The following is a 21,797-nucleotide window of genomic DNA, read 5'->3' on the forward strand; positions in this document are numbered from 1 at the left end:
ACGAAAAGTTAGCAAATGCAGACTCTTCATTGCTATTCAGAATGATTGAAGCACAGATCTAACTACTTTGATTTTTGAATCACTTAAGACCAACGACCATGAAAAGCAATTTCTTACAACGGGCAATAACCGGAATTATCTTCGTTGCAGTATTGATAGGCTGCATAGTGGGAGGTCCCGTTTCTTTCGGTATCCTATTCGCCATAATCAGTGCATTGGCTATCAACGAATTCTGTAATCTGGTCAATCATGCAGAGGGGATACAAGTAAATAAACGTATCTGTATTCTCAGCGGGGTATTTCTTTTCCTGTGCTTTTTCTATTTCGGAATAGACCCTTCACAAACAGGTATATTCATTCCTTATCTGGCCTTATTCATTTATCTGATGGTCAGTGAACTTTATCTGAAAAAAGAAAATCCGCTGAACAACTGGGCTTACGCCATGCTAAGCCAGATGTACATTGCTTTGCCGTTCGCTTTGCTGAACGTATTGGCTTTCCACTCGGACCAGACAGCCAGCATTTCACAATACAATGCCATTCTCCCGCTATCTATATTTATATTCAACTGGGTGAATGACACAGGCGCCTACTGTACAGGCATGTTATTCGGCAAACACAAACTGTTTGAACGCATTTCTCCTAAAAAATCATGGGAAGGCTCCATCGGTGGCGGCGTATTCTGCATCATAGCCTCTTTCCTGCTTGCCCACTTCTTCCCTTTCATGTCCACCGGAATATGGGTGGGGTTGGCATTGACAGTGGTAGTATTCGGCACATGGGGAGATTTGACGGAATCCCTATTAAAACGTCGATTGGGCATCAAAGACTCGGGCAATATTTTACCGGGACACGGTGGAATGCTCGACCGTTTTGACAGTGCGATTCTCGCAATTCCGGCAGCAGTAGTCTATCTGTATGTCGTTTCTTTATTTTAATCCGCCAACTCCAAAGAATCAAAACCGAACACATCCTTGCCTGTGAGCGGACAAGAGAAAATAGATATTTTTTCTTTCCCGCCCACAGACCGAACCAGCCTTAAACTGTTTATCCGAAAGGATCAGAAAATACCGGGAGAAACTTACTTCTTCAACAAAGCCACCATTTCACGGGCTGCCGCCTCCGAAGCTCCTGCCGGACCTAAAATCCGGATAATGCGGTCATACTCTTCCAGCATCCTGTTTCCATATACCTTATTACATAAGAGAGCCTCCAATTCAGAACGCACATTATCCACCGTCATCGTATCCGCCACCAGTTCACGAACCACCTCCTTGCCGGCTACCAAATTGACCAACGAGATATATTTCACCTTCAGAATATGCCGGCGAAGAAAAGCAATGAACTTTCCCACCGGAGTATAATAGCACACCACTTGAGGAACACGGAACAGAGCCGTCTCCAAAGTTGCAGTACCCGAAGTCACCAATGCCACCCGCGCCTGTCTCAACAACCTGTAAGTCTGTCCGAAAATGATTTTAACCGGCACATCCGGATTCATATAATCTGAATAATAAGCAGGATCCATCCCCGGAGCCCCTGCCAACACCAACTGATAATCCTTGGTGAACGGAGCAGCAGCCTCCAGCATGATCGGCAGGTTGTCTTTGATTTCCTGCTTCCGGCTACCCGCCAGCAATGCAACAACAGGCTTGCCGGACAAACCATTATCCACTACAAATTCCGGAAATCCATCCGGATGTTCCTTACAATAAGTATCCACCGCATCCACACAAGGATTACCCACATAATGAACAGGATACTGATGTCCCGCAAAAAACTCAACCTCAAAAGGCAGAATAGAAAACAATTCATCTACATCCCGCTTGATATTCTTAATCCGGTACTCTTTCCAAGCCCATATTTTGGGAGAAATATAATAATAGACAGGTATTTGCGTCTGCTTCTTGACATACTCCGCTATTTTCAGGTTAAAGCCCGGATAATCCACCAGAATTACCACATCGGGAGCCCATCGGACAATATCCTGCTTGCATTCCTTCATATTCCGGAAGATAGTACGCAAATGAAGCAACACCGGAATAAAGCCCATGTAAGCCAGTTCCTTATAATGTTTTACCCGCGTTCCTCCAACAGCCGTCATCAAATCCCCACCGAAAAAGCGGAACTCCGCTCCGGGATCCTCCCGCTTCAAGGCACGCATCAAATTAGACGCATGCAAATCGCCCGATGCCTCGCCTACGATCAAATAATATCTCATACTTCCAGATTCCAGTTCCTCAACTCATTCATGATCCCGTATGCTGTAACATCAATTTGGGTCGGAGTTACCGCCACATAACCATGGCTCAGCGCCCAGTGATCCGAGTCCTCCGCTTCCGGTTCATAATTGTCAAACTCCCCGGTCAGCCAGAAATACACTCCGCCACGGGGATGCTGGCTGCGCTTCCACTCATTAATCCAAGCCCCATTTGTCTGACGGCAGACGCGTACCCCTTTCAAGACAACCGTATCCGGAAAGTTCACATTCAGACATATGCCCAAAGGCAAACCATGTTCCAAGACCTGCTCAGTAATACGGCGTATATAAGGCAATGACGGAGAGAAATCAGCATCCGCAAAATGATTACACAATGAATACCCGATAGAAGGAATTCCCTTCAGACACCCTTCAATCACCACCCCCATCGTGCCGGAATAATGCACATTCACAGAGGAATTATCACCGTGGTTTATCCCGCCTATCACCACATCGGGCCGCCGGGGAACCACTGTATGCAATGCCAGTTTCACACAATCCACCGGTGTGCCTGTACATTTATACACAGTCAGCTCCTCCTCTTCACGTACCTTATAATACCGGACAGGATGCTCGGAAGTGATCGACCCCGAAGCCCCCGAGCGAGGGCCGTCCGGTGCCATTACGATAATCTCGCCCATTCCGCGCAGTCCTCTTATCAGTTCATTCAGCCCTTTAGCTTCCACGCCGTCATCATTTGACAGCAATATCAACGGTTTTGCTTTTTTCATATTTTTCCACTCTTTTTCTCGGAGCGTAAAGATACAACTCTTTGCCGGAACTATCTCCCGCCAGAAAAGAAAATTATCTTAATGTTCTACAACCCAGTGCTAAAAATAGAATAGAATTGAATGAAAATTTCTATCTTTGCCGCCGTTGAGTTATTAACAAAACCAATGAGTTATCAACAGTTTTGCTAATGTCTGCCGTTTTTTATAGGTACAATCACCTATTATTTGTTACTTCGCAGCGAGAAAAACTGATTAATATGGGAAAAATTATTGCTTTAGCCAATCAAAAAGGTGGCGTAGGTAAAACTACTACAACGATTAACCTTGCAGCTTCTCTGGCAACCCTGGAGAAAAAAGTGCTGGTTATTGATGCAGACCCTCAGGCCAACGCATCATCAGGATTGGGTGTGAACATTAAAGAGGTAGAATGCTCTATCTATGAATGTATTATCAACGAAGCCGATATACGGGAAGCAATTTATACTACCGACATTGACGGACTCGACATCGTATCTTCACACATCGACCTGGTTGGCGCAGAAATAGAAATGCTGAACCTGGAAGACCGCGAGAAGATCATGAAAAAAGTATTAGCCCCCATGCGGGACGAATACGACTATATCCTGATAGACTGCTCGCCGTCATTAGGCTTGATAACGATCAATGCACTGACAGCAGCCGACTCAGTGATTATCCCGGTCCAATGCGAATATTTCGCATTAGAGGGTATCAGTAAATTACTGAATACCATTAAGATTATCAAATCGAAGCTGAATCCATCGCTGGAAATAGAAGGCTTCCTGCTGACAATGTTCGATTCACGCCTGCGTCTGGCCAACCAGATTTACGATGAAGTGAAACGTCATTTTCAAGAATTGGTATTCAAGACAATTATACAGCGTAACGTCAAACTGAGCGAAGCTCCCAGCCACGGCATTCCTGCAATATTGTATGACGCCGACTCGACCGGAGCCAAAAATCATTTGGCATTGGCACAAGAAATTATAACACGTAACAGTAAGTAAGAACCATGGCAGTACAGAAAAAATTTGCTTTAGGACGCGGACTTGACGCACTGATCTCGACCGAAGAAGTAAAGACCGCCGGCTCATCTTCCATCAATGAGATAGAATTGAGCAAAATATCCGTCAACCCCAACCAGCCGCGTCGTGAATTTGATCCGGTGGCGTTGCAGGAGCTGGCCGACTCTATTGCCGAAATTGGTATCATCCAACCCATTACGTTGCGTCAACTGAGTGAGGATTCCTACCAGATCATAGCCGGAGAACGTCGTTACCGCGCCTCCATACAGGCAGGGCTGAAATCCATCCCGGCATACATCCGCACGGCCGATGACGAGAATGTGATGGAAATGGCCTTGATTGAAAATATCCAGCGTGAAGACTTGAACTCACTGGAGATCGCACTGGCTTATCAACACTTGCTGGAACAATATGCACTGACCCAGGAACGTCTGAGCGAACGTGTCGGGAAAAAGCGTACCACCATCGCCAATTATCTGCGTCTGCTGAAACTTCCGGCACAGATCCAGGTAGCGCTGAAAAACCGTGAAATAGACATGGGACACGCCCGTGCCTTGCTGGCCTTAGATGATCCTAAAACCCAAATACGCATCTTTAATGAAATACAGTCACAAGGCTATTCCGTCCGCAAAGTGGAAGAAATAGTCAAGGCTCTGAGCAGTGGCGAGACAGTAGACAGCGGCGGGAAGAAGATTAAGCCGAAAGGCTCCAAGCTATCCGAAGAGTACACCTTGCTGCAAAGCCATCTCTGCGGATTCTTCGGTTCGAAAGTGCAGCTTTCATGCACAGCCAAAGGAAAAGGCAAGATCAGTATTCCATTCAACGATGAAGAGGACTTGGAGCGGATCATGGAAATACTGGACTCACTGAAAAAGAAAGAATAAAGCACTATTACGACATTGAAAAGAAGAATATCCACATATAAACTGTTTACATTCCTGCTTTTAAGCCTTATGATGGCCGGAAGCATGAATGCTCACGCCCAAAAAGCACGCAACCGCCGTATGGGTATAAAGGCAGACTCTATCATACAAGTAAAAGACTCACTTGCCGCCGACAGCCTGAGACTGCTGGAGGAACGGCTAAAGATAGAAAACATGGAAGCGCCTGTTGACACCGCCGCCTTGGTTCGTAAAAACGACTCCATACAGAAAGCAATGGCTGTCGAAACAAAGCCCCGGTTTATCCCAAATTCCAACCGTGCCATCTGGCTGGCACTGGTAATTCCCGGCGGAGGACAGATATACAACCGCAAATATTGGAAACTGCCGATAGTATATGGAGGGTTTGTGGGATGCGCGTACGCGCTGACCTGGAACAACAGAATGTACAAAGACTATTCGCAGGCCTATCTGGATATTATGGACGATGATCCCAATACCAAAAGCTACGAAGACTTCCTGCCCCACGGCATAAGCGCAGAAGGCATGGAGGACACCTTCAGAAAACGAAAAGATTTTTATCGCCGGTATCGGGATTTAAGCATCTTCTGCTTTATCGGTGTATATATACTGTCGGTCATAGACGCATACGTGGATGCCGAATTATCCGATTTTGACATATCCAGAGACTTAGGTCTTCAAATACAACCTGTTATTTTTAATGACGGCCGGAGCAGGATACCTAACACAATAGGCCTGCAATGCAGTTTCAAATTTTAATCGCATGAAAAACTTTTTAATTAGTTTATTTACCTTTATAGGAACAACGGGAATCAGTGCACAAACCCAAAGTATTACCGTTCACTCGCAAACTACAGGAAAAGAAGAAATCATTGATGTTCCTGAAAGTATGCAGTCGGAAATGGACAGCCTTTACTGGGACTGGCAGTCAAAGAATTACATCACACTGGGAGAAAACTGCACCATGGCCTCCACCAACCCTGTTGTAAGCGACTCCATCTATATGGACCGCCTGTCACGCATCCCGTCCATCATAGAAATGCCTTATAACGAGGCTGTACGCAAATTCATCGACATGTACGCCGTCCGTCTGCGCAATAAAGTTTCCTTTATGCTTGCGGCAACCAATTTCTATATGCCCATCTTTGAAGAAGCGCTCGATTTATACGATCTTCCTCAAGAGCTGAAATATCTGCCGATTATAGAATCGGCCTTGAATCCTGTCGCCGTTTCCCGCCAGGGGGCTACCGGCCTGTGGCAGTTCATGCTAGGTACCGGGAAAATATACGGACTGAAAAACAACAGCCTGATAGACGAAAGACGCGATCCGATCAAATCAACCTGGGCGGCGGTACGTTATCTAAAGGATCTATATGATATCTACCAGGACTGGAATCTGGTACTGGCAGCCTACAATTGCGGACCGGGCACCATCAACAAAGCCATCCGCCGTGCCGGAGGAGCTACAGACTATTGGACAATCTACAACTATCTGCCCAAAGAAACCCGTGGGTATGTTCCCGCTTTCATCGCAGCGAACTACATCATGACCTACTATTGCGAACATGACATCTGTCCCATGGAAACACAGCTTCCCAATGCCACAGACACCATTCACATTGACAAAGACCTCCACTTGCAGCAAGTGGCAGAAGTGTGCAACATCAACCTTGACCAGCTTCGCAGCCTGAATCCCCAATACAAAAAGGATATCATTCCCGGCAACAGCGAGTTGTGCGTACTTCGTTTGCCCAACAACATTGTCAGCACCTTCATCGACCGCCAGGACAGCGTATTCGCCTATAAGCCCAATGAATACCTGACCAAAAGAAAGACGGTAGCCATCAAAGAGACGGCAAACACCGGAAGCCGCTCGTCCAAAGGCACTCTTTATCATAAAATCAAACAAGGGGACACATTGGGAGGAATTGCCGCCAAATACCATGTATCAGTCAGTCAATTACGTAATCTGAACGGTATAAGAGGCAACAATATCAGAGCCGGAAAGAGCTTGCGGATCAGATAATTGATAAAAAATACCGATTTAACACGATACATTTTCCGAAAATGCTTGCTTGAATATGTTTTTTGTATATTTTTGCAGTATAGATTATAGGAGGCAAAGATATGACGGATGAAAAGCAGATTCAGGAACAAGCGGACGAGGAAATGATAAACCAAGGGTTTCAAGAACTTTTGGACAGTTATCTGGCGACCAAGCACCGTAAAAAAGTAGAAATCATCACAAAGGCATTCAATTTTGCCAAACAAGCACATAAAGGAGTAAAGCGACGCTCGGGCGAACCATACATCATGCACCCCATAGCCGTTGCCAAAATCGTATGCACCGAAATAGGCTTGGGATCGACATCCATTTGTTCGGCCCTGTTGCATGATGTAGTCGAAGATACAGACTACACCGTAGAAGATATCGAGAACCTGTTCGGCCCTAAAATAGCCCAGATTGTAGATGGACTGACCAAAATATCCGGTGGCATATTCGGAGACCGTGCTTCCGCACAAGCCGAAAACTTCAAGAAATTGCTACTGACCATGAGCGATGACATCCGGGTTATCCTCATCAAAATAGCCGACCGCCTGCATAACATGCGTACACTGGGCTCCATGCTTCCCAACAAACAATACAAAATTGCCGGAGAAACTTTATACATCTATGCGCCACTGGCCAACCGCCTGGGGCTGAACAAAATAAAGACAGAGTTGGAAGATCTCAGTTTCAAATATGAGCATCCGGAAGAATATACCCAAATAGAATCCAAGTTACAAGAGACACAGGCAGAACGCGAAGAGGTATTCCGTGAATTCACGGCACCTATCCGTGCGCAACTGGACAAGATGGGTATCAGCTACCAACTGATAGCACGGGTAAAATCCCCCTATTCCATCTGGAACAAGATGCAGACCAAGCATATCACATTCGAAGAAATATACGATATCCTGGCTGTCCGCATCATTTTCAGCCCCAAGAACCCCGAAGAAGAACTCAATGAGTGCTTTAACATATACGTATCCATATCCAAAATCTACAAACCGCACCCCGACCGCCTGCGCGACTGGGTAAGTCACCCCAAAGCCAACGGCTATCAGGCACTCCACGTAACCCTGATGAGCAATAAAGGCCAATGGATAGAAGTGCAGATACGCAGCGAGCGGATGAACGACGTAGCCGAACAAGGCTTTGCCGCACACTGGAAATATAAAGAAGGCGGAGGCAGCGAAGATGAAGGCGAACTGGAAAAATGGTTGCGTACCATCAAGGAAATTCTGGACGATCCGCAACCCGATGCCATGGACTTTCTGGATACCATCAAACTGAACCTGTTTGCTTCCGAAATATTTGTCTTCACCCCGAAAGGTGAGATCAAAACAATGCCGCAAAACTGTACGGCACTGGATTTCGCATTCTCCATCCACACTTTCTTGGGCAGCCATTGTATCGGAGCAAAAGTCAACCACAAGCTGGTTCCCTTGAGTCATAAACTGCAAAGCGGCGACCAAGTGGAGATTCTTACATCCAAATCACAGCACGTACAGCCTTCGTGGATAAACTTCGCCACCACCGCAAAAGCCAAGGCCAAGATTCTGGCCATACTAAAACGCGAACAGCGAGGGATGCAACAGGCCGGCGAGGAAATGCTGCGCGAATTCTTCTCCAAGGAAGGAATAGAGTACACTCCCGAAAATATACGGAAGATCTGCAACCTGCATACTAGCAAGACACAAGAAGAATTATTTGCCGCCATCGGATTAAAAACGATCATTCTTGGAGAAAACGACAAAAACGAGCTGAAAGACAAACCGACTCCCAGCAACTGGAAAAAGTATATCTCTTTCGCCTTCGGAGGCAGCAAGACAAACAAGGAGAAACCGGAGGAAGAGAAAGAACCCTTGCAAAAGATAGACAGCAAGAAAGTGTTGAAACTGACCCCCGAAGCAATCCAAAAGAACTATGTGATAGCCGAATGCTGCAAGCCTATCCCGGGAGATGACGTATTGGGATATATAGGCGATAATAACCGCATCATTATCCATAAACGCCAATGCCCGCTGGCCACCAAGCTAAAGAGCAGTTACGGCAACCGCCTGCTGGCTGTGCAATGGGAGACAGGCAAGTCTCTGTATTTCCCCGTAAACATTTACATAAAAGGTATTGACAATATCGGTATCCTTAATAAAGTGACTCAGGTCATTTCACAACAGTTGAATGTGAATATCCATAAGCTGAGCATTGAGAGCAATGATGGTATCTTTGAAGGCAGGATACAGCTGTTCGTGCATGATGTAGATGACGTGAAGACTATAACAACCAATTTAAGAAAAATAGACGAAATAAAGACGGTCACCCGTATTGAGAAGTTTGAGGATCAACCGAATTGACAAATGCCTGTTTCACCACAGATCACACAGATTACCCTACAGATAATCCACTATCTGTTTCCAATCAGAGCTAATGTGCCATCTGTGGTGAATGTGGTTATGTCAGATAATCCAGTTCCTTGCGCATGCTCACCAGTTCCTCCCGTATCAGCTTCAGTCTGTCCAGAATCTCCGTTGTACGGACAGTGGTCTCCCTGTTCATCTTCAGTTTTTGCCTGGCCCCTTGCAAAGTCATCCCCTTCTCTTTCACCAGATGATACACCAACCGTATATTCTCAATATCCTCCTTGCGATACTGACGGATATTACCTCCCGCCTTCTTAGGCGAAATAAAAGGGAACTCCTTTTCCCAATAACGCAACAAGGATTCATTTACATCAAACATCTTCGCCACTTCCCCGATGGAATAGTAAAGCTTCAGTTCTTTATTCGGATTATAAGCCATGTTAAATTAAAGATTGAGAATAAAAAAATCGCGACTAGTCAAATACCTTGCCGTGATTGGCAGCAATCTGTATCATCCTGTCATAATCTTCGGCACTCAAGTCCATGAAATAATAGTTCACGGGATTCTGCACCTTTCCTTTCACGTGCACTTCATAGTGCAAGTGAGGCCCGGTACTCTTGCCCGTATTTCCTACTTCCCCTATCACTTCCCCACGCACCACCTTTTGTCCCGGACGAACCTTATACTTGCTTAAATGCGCATACCAAGTCACATACCCGAAACCATGATTCACCTGAATCAAGTTTCCATAACCGGTCTCCCAGCCCGCTTTCACCACCGTTCCGTCCCCCGTGGCATAGACAGGAGTGCCGATATTGGCAGAGAAGTCCATTCCCGCATGAAACTTGGCAGTCTTATAAATAGGATCTATACGGACACCGTAACCGGAAGCCGTCTTCTTCAAATCCTTATTGGATACCGGCATGATGGCCGGAATACACTTCAACATCTCGTCATGGTTCTTGCACAAATCCACCACCTCGTCAAAAGACTTGGACTGGATATAAAGCTGCCGGTTCAGCATATCCAGTTTCTGAGTGGTATTGATGACCAGATCGGCATTCGCCATATCCCGCAACTGTTCATAACGGTTCGTCCCCCCATAACCTGCCTTGCGGACAGCATCCGAAACAGGATCGGCCTGCAACACCACACGATACAAGTTATCATCACGCTGCTGGATGTCCTGCATGACGCCCAACGCCTCGTCCAGCCGATGGGACAGTACATTATATTGAGCCAACAAACGGGCATTTTCTATACGGAGTTCTTTCTCGGAAGGAGATCCGAAGATGAACAACAAGAGGATGAAACTGCCTGCCCCCAGGCCCATTCCCACAAACAAACGGCGCAGGATGCTTAAGGCGCGCTGCCTCACTGTGGGGTAAATGCGGTCGTATGTACGGGTCTTAGGGTTATAAATATAGTAGACTTTACGCATCTATTTCTGCTTTTTGAAGTTTTTAATGCACAACACATCAATATTTTGCACAATTCTTGTCGACAAAAATAATAAAACCAATTATCTTTGCAAATCCTTTTTGAGAATATTAACTAGAAGACAATATATTAAGCGACATGATGACAGCTAACGAAATTAGAGATTCTTTCAAAAGCTTTTTCGAGTCGAAAGGACACCAGATTGTCCCGTCGGCTCCGATGGTCATTAAAGATGACCCCACATTGATGTTCACCAATGCAGGTATGAACCAGTTCAAAGACATTATCCTGGGCAACCACCCGGCCAAATACAAAAGAGTCGCGGACTCACAAAAATGTTTGCGTGTAAGCGGCAAGCACAATGACCTGGAAGAAGTGGGACACGACACCTACCACCACACCATGTTCGAGATGCTGGGCAACTGGTCTTTCGGAGATTACTTCAAGAAAGAGGCCATCAGCTGGGCATGGGAATATCTGGTAGATGTACTGAAGATTGACCCGAAAGATCTGTATGCCACCGTATTCGAAGGAAGCCCCGAAGAAGGACTGGAACGGGACAACGAGGCAGCTTCTTACTGGGAACAGTTCCTGCCAAAAGACCATATCCTAAACGGAAACAAGCACGACAACTTTTGGGAGATGGGCGACACAGGTCCCTGCGGCCCATGCTCCGAAATCCATATCGACTCACGTCCGGAGGAGGAAAAGGCTCAAATACCCGGCAGCCAGCTGGTAAACAAGGATCATCCGCAAGTAATCGAAATCTGGAACCTTGTATTCATGCAGTTCAACCGCAAAGCGGACGGTTCACTGGAAGGCCTTCCCGCCAAAGTGATCGATACCGGTATGGGATTCGAGCGTCTGGTGCGCACCCTGCAAGGCAAGACATCCAACTATGACACCGATGTGTTCCAACCGATCCTGAAAGCCATCGCAGAAATGGCAGGAACCACCTACGGACAGGACAACCAGAAAGATATCGCCATGCGCGTTATCGCCGACCATATCCGTACCATCGCGTTCTCAATCACCGACGGCCAGCTGCCCGGCAATGCAAAGGCCGGTTATGTCATCCGCCGTATCCTCCGCCGTGCCGTCCGTTACGGATATACTTTCTTGGGACAGAAACAAGCATTCATGTACAAGCTGCTGCCTGTACTGATAGAAAACATGGGCGAAGCCTATCCGGAACTGAACGCACAGAAAACATTGATCGAGAAAGTGATCAAAGAAGAAGAAGAATCCTTCCTGCGCACCTTGGAGACAGGGATCCGTCTGCTGGACAAGACAATGAACGACGCCAAAGCTGCCGGAAAAAAAGAAATCAGCGGTGTGGATGCCTTTACATTATATGACACCTTCGGCTTCCCCCTCGACCTGACGGAACTGATACTCCGCGAAAATGGCATGACCGTAAACGAAGCTGAGTTCAACGCCGAAATGCAAAAGCAAAAAGAACGCGCGCGCAATGCAGCAGCCGTCGAGACCGGCGACTGGATCATTCTGAAGGAAGGTGACACCCACTTCGTGGGATATGACTTTACCGAATATGAAACTAGCATCCTGCGTTACCGCCAGATCAAGCAGAAAAACCAGACACTCTACCAAATCGTGCTGAGCGACACTCCGTTCTATGCCGAAAGTGGTGGACAAGTAGGCGATACAGGGGTGATCGTAAGCGAATTCGAAACCATTGAAATCATTGACACCAAGAAGGAAAACAACCTTCCCATCCATATCACCAAGAAACTGCCCGAACACCTGGATGTTCCGATGATGGCTTGTGTGGATACGGAAAAACGTGCCGCCTGTGCCGCCAACCACTCTTGCACCCACTTGCTGGACGAAGCATTGCGCCAAGTGCTGGGTACTCATGTAGAGCAGAAAGGTTCTTTAGTGACTCCCGAGTCCTTGCGTTTTGACTTCTCCCACTTCCAGAAAGTGACCGACGAGCAACTTCGTGAAGTGGAACATCTGGTAAATGCTAAAATACGCGAGAACATCCCTTTGACGGAATACCGCAATCTTCCTATCGAAAAGGCGAAGGAACTGGGCGCTATCGCCTTGTTCGGTGAAAAGTATGGTGATGAGGTGCGTGTTGTCCAGTTCGGCAACTCCATCGAATTCTGCGGAGGTACGCACGTTCCCGCCACAGGCAAGATCGGTATGGTCCGCATCATCAGCGAAAGCTCTGTTGCTGCCGGTGTGCGCCGTATCGAGGCTATCACGGGTGTCAAAGTGGAAGAACTGATGGATACGGTTCAAGATACCCTGAATGACCTGAAGGCATTGTTCAACAACGCTCCCGACCTGAAAGTAGCCATCCGCAAGTATATTGACGAAAATGCCGGATTGAAGAAGCAGGTGGAAGAGTTCATGAAAGAAAAAGGTGCCGCACTGAAAGCCAGACTAGTAGAGAATGCCAAAGAAATAAATGGTGTGAAAGTAGTGAAAGCCATCATCCCGATGTCTGCCGACATTGTGAAAGACATTGCTTTCCAGCTGAAAGGTGAGATTCCCGCCAACCTGTTCGTTGTAATAGGCAGTGTGGACAATAACAAACCGATGCTGACCGTGATGATCAGCGAAGACTTGGTAAAAGCCGGACAGAATGCAGGCAAACTGGTCCGCGAGGCGGCCAAACTGATACAAGGCGGTGGCGGCGGTCAACCCCACTTCGCTACGGCAGGCGGTAAGAATCCCGATGGCCTGAATGCGGCTGTTGACAAAGTGATAGAGCTGGCCGCACTGTAATCCATCCGGATTTCGTCCATATCTCGTATATATATCAAAACTCCGCCATCCGGTCCGAAAGCCGATGGCGGAGTTTTTTCATCTGCCTCATCAAGCCTTTTCTCCTATATGAATAAAGGAGATAGAACACAAACGCTCAAAAAGGCTTAGCCATAGGGAGAAAAGCCGTCAGCCAAACGGCTGCAGGCAGACAGCCAGTCATCAGCGCCTCACTGCCCGTCTGCTTGTTCCGTCTGCTCCTTCGGCCAGTTCACCAGATACAGAACTTCCGTAGCACGGGTGAAAGCCGTATACAGCCAGCGGAAATAATCCGGATTCAGCATATCCTCCGTCATATAGCCCTGATCCAGAAAGACCCGTCTCCACTGACCGCCCTGTGCCTTGTGACAAGTGACGGCGTACGCATATTTCACCTGCAAGGCATTGTAATAAGGGTCAGCTTTCATTTTCCTCATCCGTTCACGCTTCACGGTTATATCGGCATAATCCTCCAAGACCGAATAAAACAGTTTGTCGTTCAGTTCCTTGGGCAATGCAGGCGTTTCGGTGTGCAAAGTATCCAACAGGAGCTTCACCTCCAGTTCCATCTCATCATAGTCGGGGAACGCCAGCACCACATCGGCAAAACGAAAGCCGTATGCCTCGCGCACCCGGCGGACACGACGCACCACCGCTATATCTCCATTGGCTATAAAATCGATCTCCTTACAGCCCTCCGTCCAGAAATAGTTGTTCTTCGCCACCATCAGCAGGTCACCGCTGTTCAGCTCATCCTCCCGATACAAAATGGTATTCCTGATTCCTTTATTATAAATATTCGCCCGCTTATTGGAACGGCAGACCACAATCGTCTCATCCATACCCGCCTGACCGTAACAATCATTAATCACCTCGATCAGCTCACTGCCAGAAACCGTCCGGATATCCGGAAAGCCTTCCACACGAACAGAAGGCAAAGTGAAAAAGTCTTCCTCGGATATGTAGCGGCGCAACTCTGTCGCATTCCAAAGAATTCCCGAATCGTGCATCTGGCGCACCACCTCGGTAAGCTGCGCCTCATAGATCTCCATACCATACCCACGCAACTTATCGGCCGAAAGAGCCGGACTCTCCTCCTCGCCCACCGGAGGAAGCTGCGCCGTATCCCCTATCAGCATCAGGCGGCAGCCTGCTCCGGCATATACATATTGAATCAAGTCGTCCAGCAGGCGTCCCGTGCCAAAGACCGACCCCGCCAATCCGTCATTAGCGATCATCGACGCCTCATCCACGATAAACAAAGTATGCTGATGCAGATTGTCATCCAAAGAAAAGTTGTCCAGGTCATTCGAAAAGTTACGCTGCCGGTAAATCTTCTTATGAATCGTATAAGCCGGATGCTGTGCGTAATGCGAAAAAACTTTGGCCGCCCTGCCCGTCGGAGCAAGCAGCACACACTTTTGCTGCAACTGGTCCAAGGTCTTCACCAACGCCCCGATAAGAGACGTTTTACCCGTTCCGGCATACCCCTTTAAGAGGAAAACCGAGTCCGATTGGCGGGAAAAGAGAAAATCTGCTAAAAATTTAACAGCTTTTTCTTGCTCTAAAGTTGGTTTATATAGAAAATTTCCCTTAATTTGCTGCACTAAATAACTATTAATCATAATTGCGTAATAAAAAGTTCCTTGAACTGTGCGTTATTAGATTTATTTGTTTTATTTTTGCGATGCGAATATAAACTAAAAAAAACACATATTTATCATGAAAACAGTTATTAATATTGTATTGGCTGCTTGCGTTATCGGTTTGATATACGTTTGCTACGGCAGTATCATGGGACCGATTAACTTCGATGACGCTAAAAAAGCTAGAGAGAAACAAGTTATTGCACGCTTAATTGACATCCGTAAGGCACAGTTGGAATATCGTAACCTGCACAACGGACAATACACTGCAAGTTTCGACACCTTGATTGATTTCGTCAAAACTGCCAAACTTCCGTTTGTAAAGAAAGAAGGAGTTTTGTCTGACACACAGCTGGAAGCCGGCATGACTGAAAAGAAAGCTATGGCAATCATCAACAAAGCCAAAAAAACAGGTAACTGGAAAGACGTTGAAAAAGAAGGTTTGATGAACTTCAAGCGTGATACCTTATGGGTTGCCGTAACAGACACCATCTATGCTCCGGGTTTCAATGCTGACTCTTTGAGATATGTTCCTTTCGGAAACGGTGTAGAGTTTGAAATGGCTATCCGCAATGATACAACCAAATCAGGTGCTCCTCTGCACTTGTTCCAGGCTCAGACTCCGTATGAGACATATCTGGGTGGTTTGAACGCTCAAGAATTGATCAACCTTAAAGACCTGCAAACTAAACTGGGTAAATATTGCGGTTTAAGAGTGGGTGATATCGAACAGCCTAACAACAACGCAGGTAACTGGGAATAAGAATGACTGAACGTATCGATTTTACAAAATCGGAACAATATACATTATCCATCCGCCTCAGTGCGGATGGATTTTCTTTTTCCATCTATAACCCTCTGACAGATAATGATTTCTACTTTGTTCTGTACCCGATAAACGCCGGCTACTCCATGACGGCCAACCTAAAGGAAATGCTGACTGAAACAGAAGCTTTAAAATACTCGTATAAACGGGTTAACATTCTGTATGACTCACCTCGTTTCACACCTGTTCCTTTGGAGCTGTTCGAAGACGAACAAATGGATACCATTTTCTATCATAATTTTCCTAAAGGGACCAACGAGATTGTACTTTGCAACGTTCTGGGAAAAAGTAATGTGGTGATACTTTTTGCCATGGACAAACATGCGCATCTGTTACTGACCGAACATTTTCCTGCAGCCCGTTTCTTCTCCACCGCCAGTCCGATGACCGAATACTTCGCCCGGAAAAGCCGGTTGGGCAACAGCCGGAAACTATATACACATATACGCGGGCAACAAATGGACGTTTTTTGCTTTGACAAGGGCAGCCTATTACTGATCAACTCTTTTCCATGCAAACAAACCACCGACCGTGTATATTACCTATTGTATATATGGCACCAGTTAAATTATAATCAGGAAAGAGACGAAATGCACCTGACAGGGAAGCTGGAGGATAAGGAAGAATTACTGAAAGAATTGCGCAACTACCTGCGCCAGGTATTCGTCATCAACCCCAAAGCGGAATTCAACCGCTCCGAGATAAGTAAAATAGAAGAAATACCTTTTGACATGCAAACTTTATTATTATGCGAGTAATCAGCGGCATATACAAACGGCGCCGTTTCGACGTGCCTCATACATTCAAGGCACGTCCTACAACGGATTTCGCCAAAGAGAACCTTTTCAATGTATTAAGCAACAATTACTTTGACTTCGAGGACGGAGTCAAAGCCTTGGACCTTTTTGCCGGTACGGGCAGCATCAGTCTGGAACTGGTGTCACGCGGTTGTGACCGGGTTATCTCAGTAGAGAAAGACCCCCAGCATCTTTCTTTCATCGCACAGGTGATGCGCGAGGTGAAGACCGACAAATGTTTTCCGATCCGCGCTGATGTCTTTAAATTCATAGACAAATGCAGCGAGCAGTTTGATTTCATCTTCGCCGATCCTCCATACGCTTTGAAGGATCTGGAAAGCATCCCCGCCCGTATTTTCGAAAGCGGAATTTTAAAGGAAGACGGACTGCTGGTGCTGGAACATGGAAAAGAGAATCATTTTGAGGATGATCCCCATTTTATCGAACGCCGTGTATATGGCAGTGTGAACTTCTCGTTCTTCAGAGCAAGGGTGCCAGCAGACGGACAATAGATTCTTGTGCTTTTTGATACCAAGGACGCTTCATCCATGTTTTTCTCAGCAACAGGATGGCGTCCTTCTGATCTTGCAGAAAGATGCCTTTCAGCATCAGTGCCGAAGCCGGATCATACATAAAGGCATTCACTTCAAAATTATGCTCAAAGCTGCGGAAGTCCATATTGGTGGAGCCTACCGTGGAAAGAGTATCATCACTGACCATCAACTTGGAATGCAAAAAGCCTTTCTGATAAAGGTAAATCCTGACCCCTGCACGCATGATATCGTCCAGATAGGACAACGAACCTAAATGCGTAATCCATGTATCGGCGCGCGCCGGTATCATAATACGGACATCCACACCGGCCAAGGCCGCCGTTTTCAATGCCATCAGAATAGGCTCGGTAGGCAGCAGGTAAGGGGTTTGTATATAAAAATATTTCCGGGAACTGCTGATAGCGATCAGCAGCCCCTGCATGATATCCCGCCATGCGCCCACGGGATCGGAGGTGACAATCTGTATCAGAGCCTTTCCAAAAGTTCCGACTTCGGGGAAATAGCGTGAGGAAGTTATAAGAGTACGGTCTACCACATACCAGTCGGTCAGAAAAGCAGTCTGCAAACCATATACCGCCTTTCCCTCTATCTTAATGTGAGTATCCCGCCATATCCCCCATGGAAAGCCCTTCATATAGCGCAAAGCAATGTTCATCCCTCCCGTATAGGCCACACGACCGTCGATTACGACTATTTTACGATGGTTACGATAATTTACCTTACTGGTGAATAAAGGGAAACGGACCTTCAGGAAACTGCGTGCTTCGATACCCGCCCCCCGCATTTCATCAAAAAAGGCATGGGGAACTTTCCAGCAGCCCACATCGTCATACAGCAGACGCACCTCCACCCCCTGCCGTGCTTTATCTATCAACAAATCGCGCAGCAACCTGCCTACCGGATCATCCTCAAAAATATAGAATTGCAAATGGATGTGGTGCTTTGCCTTACTGATCTCTTTCATCAATGAATACAGCATGGAGTAACCATCCGTAAAGACTTCCACCGCATTCCCTTCAAAGGGCAACGCATTATTCACCTTCCGGAAAAAACGCATCAGCTGGTGCTGCTCGTCAGGACACTTAAACGCCTTTTGTGCTTGATACTCTGCCATGGGACGTTTGATAAGACGAGTGAATCCTTTCTTGCTGATCAGTTTCTCCTTACGTGTGCTCCTGCCGAAAAAGAAATAGAATACAAGCCCCACAAGGGGCAGAAAAAAGAGCACAAGCACCCATGCCATTGTTTTAACCGGATTGCGATTATCAAGTATCACTATAAAAATAGTGCCGATGATAATTACAAAATAAAGCACGTTAAAAGCAACAGCAAAGATTTCATTAAAGATACTCCACTCTACCATATAATTCCAAGTAGTTTACTTATAAGCAAACTTATAAAAAAAATCCCAACCTATAACAATATAGATTGGGAAAAGATCAAGATATGGCTGCATTTAGAAAGGGCGCATACGGTGCCCTCCGGGACCGGGGCCGAAACCAGGGCCACCGAAACCTCTTCTATTATTCATCATTTTATCACGGGCGGCTTTACTTCCGAAAATATTCAGACGATAAATAAAATGTACCATACAGTAACTATTCACCCCATTATATTGATAGACTGAACGCCCGCTTGATGTCAATGAGCGAGTGATATTACTTTGTTTTCCCAGTATATCATACATCTCGAAACTTACGGTAGCTGCTCCCTTCAACAGCGATTGAGCTATCTGAGCATTCCAGATCAATTCATTATTATTCAATTCCACATCCGAATACCCCCGACGGCTCTGATTGGCAATGTTAGTAGAAAAGCTCATTCCCCAAGGAGCTGTTAAAGTCGTATTGGCCCCATAAGAGAAAGTATAAGGTTCCTGATTATTCACACGTTGCAATTTATCCCTTTCCACCGAATAAGAGAAACTTCCGTTTAATCCAAATTCAATCCAATCATTACGGTAAGCAGCGTTCAGTCGCTCACTCACGCTAAACTCCGTAGTCGTATTTTTTCTTTCCACCTTGGTAGAATCTGTCAAATAGCCAACATTGTTAGTATACCGGAGCGTTGTAAATGTATTAATAGTATACTTTTTATTCTTCAATGCCGTATTATAACCAAACATACCGAATGCATTCCAGTTTCCATTGATGTTTTTAGGCATAACAGTCCAAGCACCGGTCATTTCATCATACGAGCGGCTATTGCTTATACTATTCTGAGTCAATTGTCCATTGATATGGGCTATAATACCTTGTTGCTTTTCAGCATTGTAAGTATTATAGAATACACGCAAATTGTGAGCAAAGGAAGGATCCAAACCAGGATTTCCCATACGGATATTCAACGGATTAGAATTATCCGTGACAGGCAACAGATTCTCCATACTGGGCTGACTGCTACGTCCCCGATAAGTCAGGCGCAACTGACTGACTTTGGAGAACCGAAAACGAAAATCCATATTCGGAGCAAAATTGAATACATTCCGAGTTGTATCAGTAGCAAAATCGCCTTTTTTATAAGAAAGAACCGTATGCTGGGGTTGAAACGACATACCGGCAGACAGACTCCACTTTTCACGAATAAAGCGTAAAGACACCATCATATCATGGTTAAAATATTTATACTGAGCATATTTACTTTGTTCCTCATCTTTATCTTCTTCAAAATTTACGGGCAGCGGATTATTGTAAACCCATCCATAAGGCATATTATAAGTAGATTTATCACTCTCATTATATTGATACTTGAACTGATAACTGAATTGCAAAAACACAGCACGCGCCAATGGTTCGCTATAAGTCAATTGTGCTGCATAATTATAGTTGTCAGTAGGAGTGGTAATATACCTGCGAATAGAATCTGTCCGGAATAAAAGTCCTTCTTGATAATATCTGGTTTCCGAATTCATGTATTGGTCATTATCATTATTCCCAAACCCAAAACTACCTCTGAAAGTTATATTCCGTCCCTTGTTGTTCAATTTACGGTTTATCTGTAAAGATGCATTTCCCGACAATGAATTTCCCTCAACTAACGACCAGCTTTTGGAAGAATTGACCCGGATTTTATCCAATTCCTCACTACTATTATCTTCATTGTTCCCAAAATTCAAATAATCATTGGGGTTCGTCACTATTTGATAAGGATCACTATTGAAAGTCCCAGATACATCCATACTACGATTTTCGGTATCCCCCCACGAGATATTCGGACGGAAAATAATATTTGTCATACTGTCCGGTTTCCATTCCAAGCGAAAATCGGCATTGAAACTCTTTGCTTTATTCCGCTTTTGTGCATTCGAATTTTGAAACGAACTTCCATTTGTCAAGAAATTCTCATTCTGCCCAATACTGCTCTCATCGGCATCTCTATAATTATAACGCATACTACCTCCCAATTCCAGCTTCTCTGTTTCGGTAGCAAAATTAGCACCCAGCATTTTAGTTGCATTCAAACCATTGTTACGTCTCCAACGCGGACCACCTCCGCCACCAGAAAAGCCTTGGTCGTTTACATTATTAGCTGAGCCGATTATTGAAAATTGAGTTTTATCATAAAACCGGTTAATCATGGCCCTTCCCATATAACGATCTTTCGTTCCGGCTCCCAGATCCACATTTCCAAACCATCCCTGATTCATACCTTTCTTTACAGTCAGGTCAAGTACTGTTTCTTCTTCACCGTCATCGATTCCCGTAATACGTGACAAATCGGATTTCTTATCGTATGTTTTGAGCTTTTCCACCATATCTACCGGCAAATTTTTCAAGCCGGTCTTCACATCACCGCCAAAAAACTCTTTTCCATCTACCATGATTTTCTTGATTTCCTTGCCATTCACCTTTACATTCCCGTCTTCATCTATTTCCGCTCCCGGAAGTTTCTTCACCAGTTCCTCCAGCATCGCACCTTCCGGAGTACGATAAGCAGAAGCATTATAGCCTATAGTATCTTCGGAAACGGTTACCTGCGGAGCCTCGGCCACAACAACAGCCTCACCCAACATGATAGCATCGGTAGGTAAAGTGACCGTTCCAATATTAACACTCGGTTTACCGGCAGCCAGCTGCAAAGGCTTTTCCTGAGTAAGGTAACCTACAAATGAAATCTTGAGAACATATTTTCCCGGACGGGCGTTTATGGAGAATACTCCGTTGTTATTGGTCACATTTCCCACCACCATTGTACTATCGGGCAGGGAAAGCAACTGTACGGTAGCTTGTCCAACCGGGCTTTTATCATCACCATCAATCACAGTTCCCGTCACGGTTATGCGCTTGCTATTTTGCGCCCAAGAGAGAGTTGCACAAGTACATACCAGCAACAATAATAAAACTAACTTCTTCATCTTTTCTTTTTCCTTGATATTTTAATGCCTAATGCCCTTTGGACTCTCTCGTCCACAAAAGGTT

At 45.7% G+C, this 21,797-nt stretch carries 17 protein-coding genes; 10 read left to right on the forward strand and 7 right to left on the reverse strand.

All coding sequences use genetic code 11. From position 1 onward, the window contains the following. Positions 1-98 precede the first annotated feature (98 nt). Positions 99-938, forward strand: coding sequence for a phosphatidate cytidylyltransferase (locus tag ACYQ0C_RS16695; RefSeq protein WP_016278065.1), 840 nt, complete (start codon positions 99-101; stop codon positions 936-938). A 143-nt stretch (positions 939-1,081) separates the two neighbouring features. Here the strand turns inward: ACYQ0C_RS16695 and lpxB are convergent, their stop codons facing one another. Further along, positions 1,082-2,221, reverse strand: coding sequence for a lipid-A-disaccharide synthase (lpxB, locus tag ACYQ0C_RS16700; RefSeq protein WP_016278066.1), 1,140 nt, complete (start codon positions 2,219-2,221; stop codon positions 1,082-1,084). Then, positions 2,218-2,991, reverse strand: a complete 774-nt coding sequence (surE, locus tag ACYQ0C_RS16705) for a 5'/3'-nucleotidase SurE (RefSeq protein ID WP_016278067.1) — start codon at positions 2,989-2,991, stop codon at positions 2,218-2,220. Before surE ends, lpxB begins: the two co-directional genes overlap by 4 nt. 257 nt (positions 2,992-3,248) lie before the next feature. On the opposite strand from surE, the gene ACYQ0C_RS16710 reads away from it, so the two are divergent. From ACYQ0C_RS16710 to ACYQ0C_RS16730, 5 genes are all read left to right on the forward strand, one after another. Further along, on the forward strand, positions 3,249-4,016 hold the full coding sequence (locus ACYQ0C_RS16710) for a ParA family protein (protein WP_005845807.1): 768 nt from the start codon (positions 3,249-3,251) through the stop codon (positions 4,014-4,016). A gap of 5 nt (positions 4,017-4,021) precedes the next feature. Beyond that, complete coding sequence (locus tag ACYQ0C_RS16715; RefSeq protein WP_016278068.1) at positions 4,022-4,918, forward strand: ParB/RepB/Spo0J family partition protein; 897 nt, start codon at positions 4,022-4,024, stop codon at positions 4,916-4,918. A 15-nt stretch (positions 4,919-4,933) separates the two neighbouring features. Further along, positions 4,934-5,695, forward strand: coding sequence for a DUF5683 domain-containing protein (locus ACYQ0C_RS16720; RefSeq protein ID WP_016278069.1), 762 nt, complete (start codon positions 4,934-4,936; stop codon positions 5,693-5,695). A 4-nt stretch (positions 5,696-5,699) separates the two neighbouring features. Beyond that, positions 5,700-6,962, forward strand: coding sequence for a lytic transglycosylase domain-containing protein (locus tag ACYQ0C_RS16725; protein ID WP_016278070.1), 1,263 nt, complete (start codon positions 5,700-5,702; stop codon positions 6,960-6,962). A 101-nt stretch (positions 6,963-7,063) separates the two neighbouring features. Next, complete coding sequence (locus ACYQ0C_RS16730) at positions 7,064-9,334, forward strand: RelA/SpoT family protein (protein ID WP_016278071.1); 2,271 nt, start codon at positions 7,064-7,066, stop codon at positions 9,332-9,334. A gap of 97 nt (positions 9,335-9,431) precedes the next feature. On the opposite strand, the gene ACYQ0C_RS16735 is transcribed toward ACYQ0C_RS16730, so the two are convergent. Together ACYQ0C_RS16735 and ACYQ0C_RS16740 are read right to left on the reverse strand one after the other, a co-directional pair. Beyond that, positions 9,432-9,779 carry a MerR family transcriptional regulator gene (locus ACYQ0C_RS16735; protein ID WP_016278072.1) on the reverse strand — a complete coding sequence of 116 codons (348 nt, stop codon included), beginning with the start codon at positions 9,777-9,779 and terminating at the stop codon, positions 9,432-9,434. A gap of 34 nt (positions 9,780-9,813) precedes the next feature. After that, a complete protein-coding gene (locus tag ACYQ0C_RS16740; RefSeq protein WP_016278073.1) occupies positions 9,814-10,782 on the reverse strand; it encodes a M23 family metallopeptidase in 969 nt (322 codons plus the stop codon). A gap of 137 nt (positions 10,783-10,919) precedes the next feature. On the opposite strand from ACYQ0C_RS16740, the gene alaS reads away from it, so the two are divergent. Beyond that, the gene (gene alaS / locus ACYQ0C_RS16745; RefSeq protein WP_025076788.1) at positions 10,920-13,538 is read left to right on the forward strand and encodes an alanine--tRNA ligase; all 2,619 of its coding nucleotides are present in this window, start codon (positions 10,920-10,922) and stop codon (positions 13,536-13,538) included. A gap of 209 nt (positions 13,539-13,747) precedes the next feature. On the opposite strand, the gene ACYQ0C_RS16750 is transcribed toward alaS, so the two are convergent. Then, complete coding sequence (locus tag ACYQ0C_RS16750) at positions 13,748-15,181, reverse strand: ATP-dependent DNA helicase (RefSeq protein ID WP_016278075.1); 1,434 nt, start codon at positions 15,179-15,181, stop codon at positions 13,748-13,750. Between the two features lie 97 nt (positions 15,182-15,278). Here ACYQ0C_RS16750 and ACYQ0C_RS16755 point away from each other — a divergent pair, with 97 nt between their 5' ends. The 3 genes from ACYQ0C_RS16755 to ACYQ0C_RS16765 are packed head-to-tail and all read left to right on the forward strand — an operon-like array spanning position 15,279 to position 17,337. Next, positions 15,279-15,965 (forward strand): hypothetical protein, encoded by a 687-nt coding sequence (locus ACYQ0C_RS16755; RefSeq protein ID WP_016278076.1) that lies wholly within the window; start codon positions 15,279-15,281, stop codon positions 15,963-15,965. 2 nt (positions 15,966-15,967) lie between these two features. Then, positions 15,968-16,786, forward strand: a complete 819-nt coding sequence (locus tag ACYQ0C_RS16760) for a DUF3822 family protein (protein ID WP_016278077.1) — start codon at positions 15,968-15,970, stop codon at positions 16,784-16,786. Next, positions 16,777-17,337 (forward strand): RsmD family RNA methyltransferase, encoded by a 561-nt coding sequence (locus ACYQ0C_RS16765; RefSeq protein WP_016278078.1) that lies wholly within the window; start codon positions 16,777-16,779, stop codon positions 17,335-17,337. Before ACYQ0C_RS16760 ends, ACYQ0C_RS16765 begins: the two co-directional genes overlap by 10 nt. Here ACYQ0C_RS16765 and cls read toward each other — a convergent pair. Both cls and ACYQ0C_RS16775 read right to left on the reverse strand, forming a co-directional pair. Further along, on the reverse strand, positions 17,306-18,742 hold the full coding sequence (gene cls, locus ACYQ0C_RS16770; RefSeq protein WP_016278079.1) for a cardiolipin synthase: 1,437 nt from the start codon (positions 18,740-18,742) through the stop codon (positions 17,306-17,308). The two genes, ACYQ0C_RS16765 and cls, sit on opposite strands and share 32 nt — an antisense overlap. A 93-nt stretch (positions 18,743-18,835) precedes the next feature. Next, complete coding sequence (locus tag ACYQ0C_RS16775; protein WP_016278080.1) at positions 18,836-21,733, reverse strand: TonB-dependent receptor; 2,898 nt, start codon at positions 21,731-21,733, stop codon at positions 18,836-18,838. Between the last annotated feature and the right edge of the window lie 64 nt (positions 21,734-21,797).

This window comes from Phocaeicola sartorii JCM 17136 = DSM 21941 (assembly GCF_054653615.1).

Coding starts and splice junctions, on each gene's coding strand:
- ACYQ0C_RS16695 (WP_016278065.1), top strand. CDS start 99: ATGAAAAGCAATTTCTTACAACGGGCAATAACCGGAATTATCTTCGTT.
- lpxB (WP_016278066.1), bottom strand. CDS start 2,221: ATGAGATATTATTTGATCGTAGGCGAGGCATCGGGCGATTTGCATGCG.
- surE (WP_016278067.1), bottom strand. CDS start 2,991: ATGAAAAAAGCAAAACCGTTGATATTGCTGTCAAATGATGACGGCGTG.
- ACYQ0C_RS16710 (WP_005845807.1), top strand. CDS start 3,249: ATGGGAAAAATTATTGCTTTAGCCAATCAAAAAGGTGGCGTAGGTAAA.
- ACYQ0C_RS16715 (WP_016278068.1), top strand. CDS start 4,022: ATGGCAGTACAGAAAAAATTTGCTTTAGGACGCGGACTTGACGCACTG.
- ACYQ0C_RS16725 (WP_016278070.1), top strand. CDS start 5,700: ATGAAAAACTTTTTAATTAGTTTATTTACCTTTATAGGAACAACGGGA.
- ACYQ0C_RS16730 (WP_016278071.1), top strand. CDS start 7,064: ATGACGGATGAAAAGCAGATTCAGGAACAAGCGGACGAGGAAATGATA.
- ACYQ0C_RS16735 (WP_016278072.1), bottom strand. CDS start 9,779: ATGGCTTATAATCCGAATAAAGAACTGAAGCTTTACTATTCCATCGGG.
- ACYQ0C_RS16740 (WP_016278073.1), bottom strand. CDS start 10,782: ATGCGTAAAGTCTACTATATTTATAACCCTAAGACCCGTACATACGAC.
- alaS (WP_025076788.1), top strand. CDS start 10,920: ATGATGACAGCTAACGAAATTAGAGATTCTTTCAAAAGCTTTTTCGAG.
- ACYQ0C_RS16750 (WP_016278075.1), bottom strand. CDS start 15,181: ATGATTAATAGTTATTTAGTGCAGCAAATTAAGGGAAATTTTCTATAT.
- ACYQ0C_RS16755 (WP_016278076.1), top strand. CDS start 15,279: ATGAAAACAGTTATTAATATTGTATTGGCTGCTTGCGTTATCGGTTTG.
- ACYQ0C_RS16760 (WP_016278077.1), top strand. CDS start 15,968: ATGACTGAACGTATCGATTTTACAAAATCGGAACAATATACATTATCC.
- ACYQ0C_RS16765 (WP_016278078.1), top strand. CDS start 16,777: ATGCGAGTAATCAGCGGCATATACAAACGGCGCCGTTTCGACGTGCCT.
- cls (WP_016278079.1), bottom strand. CDS start 18,742: ATGGTAGAGTGGAGTATCTTTAATGAAATCTTTGCTGTTGCTTTTAAC.
- ACYQ0C_RS16775 (WP_016278080.1), bottom strand. CDS start 21,733: ATGAAGAAGTTAGTTTTATTATTGTTGCTGGTATGTACTTGTGCAACT.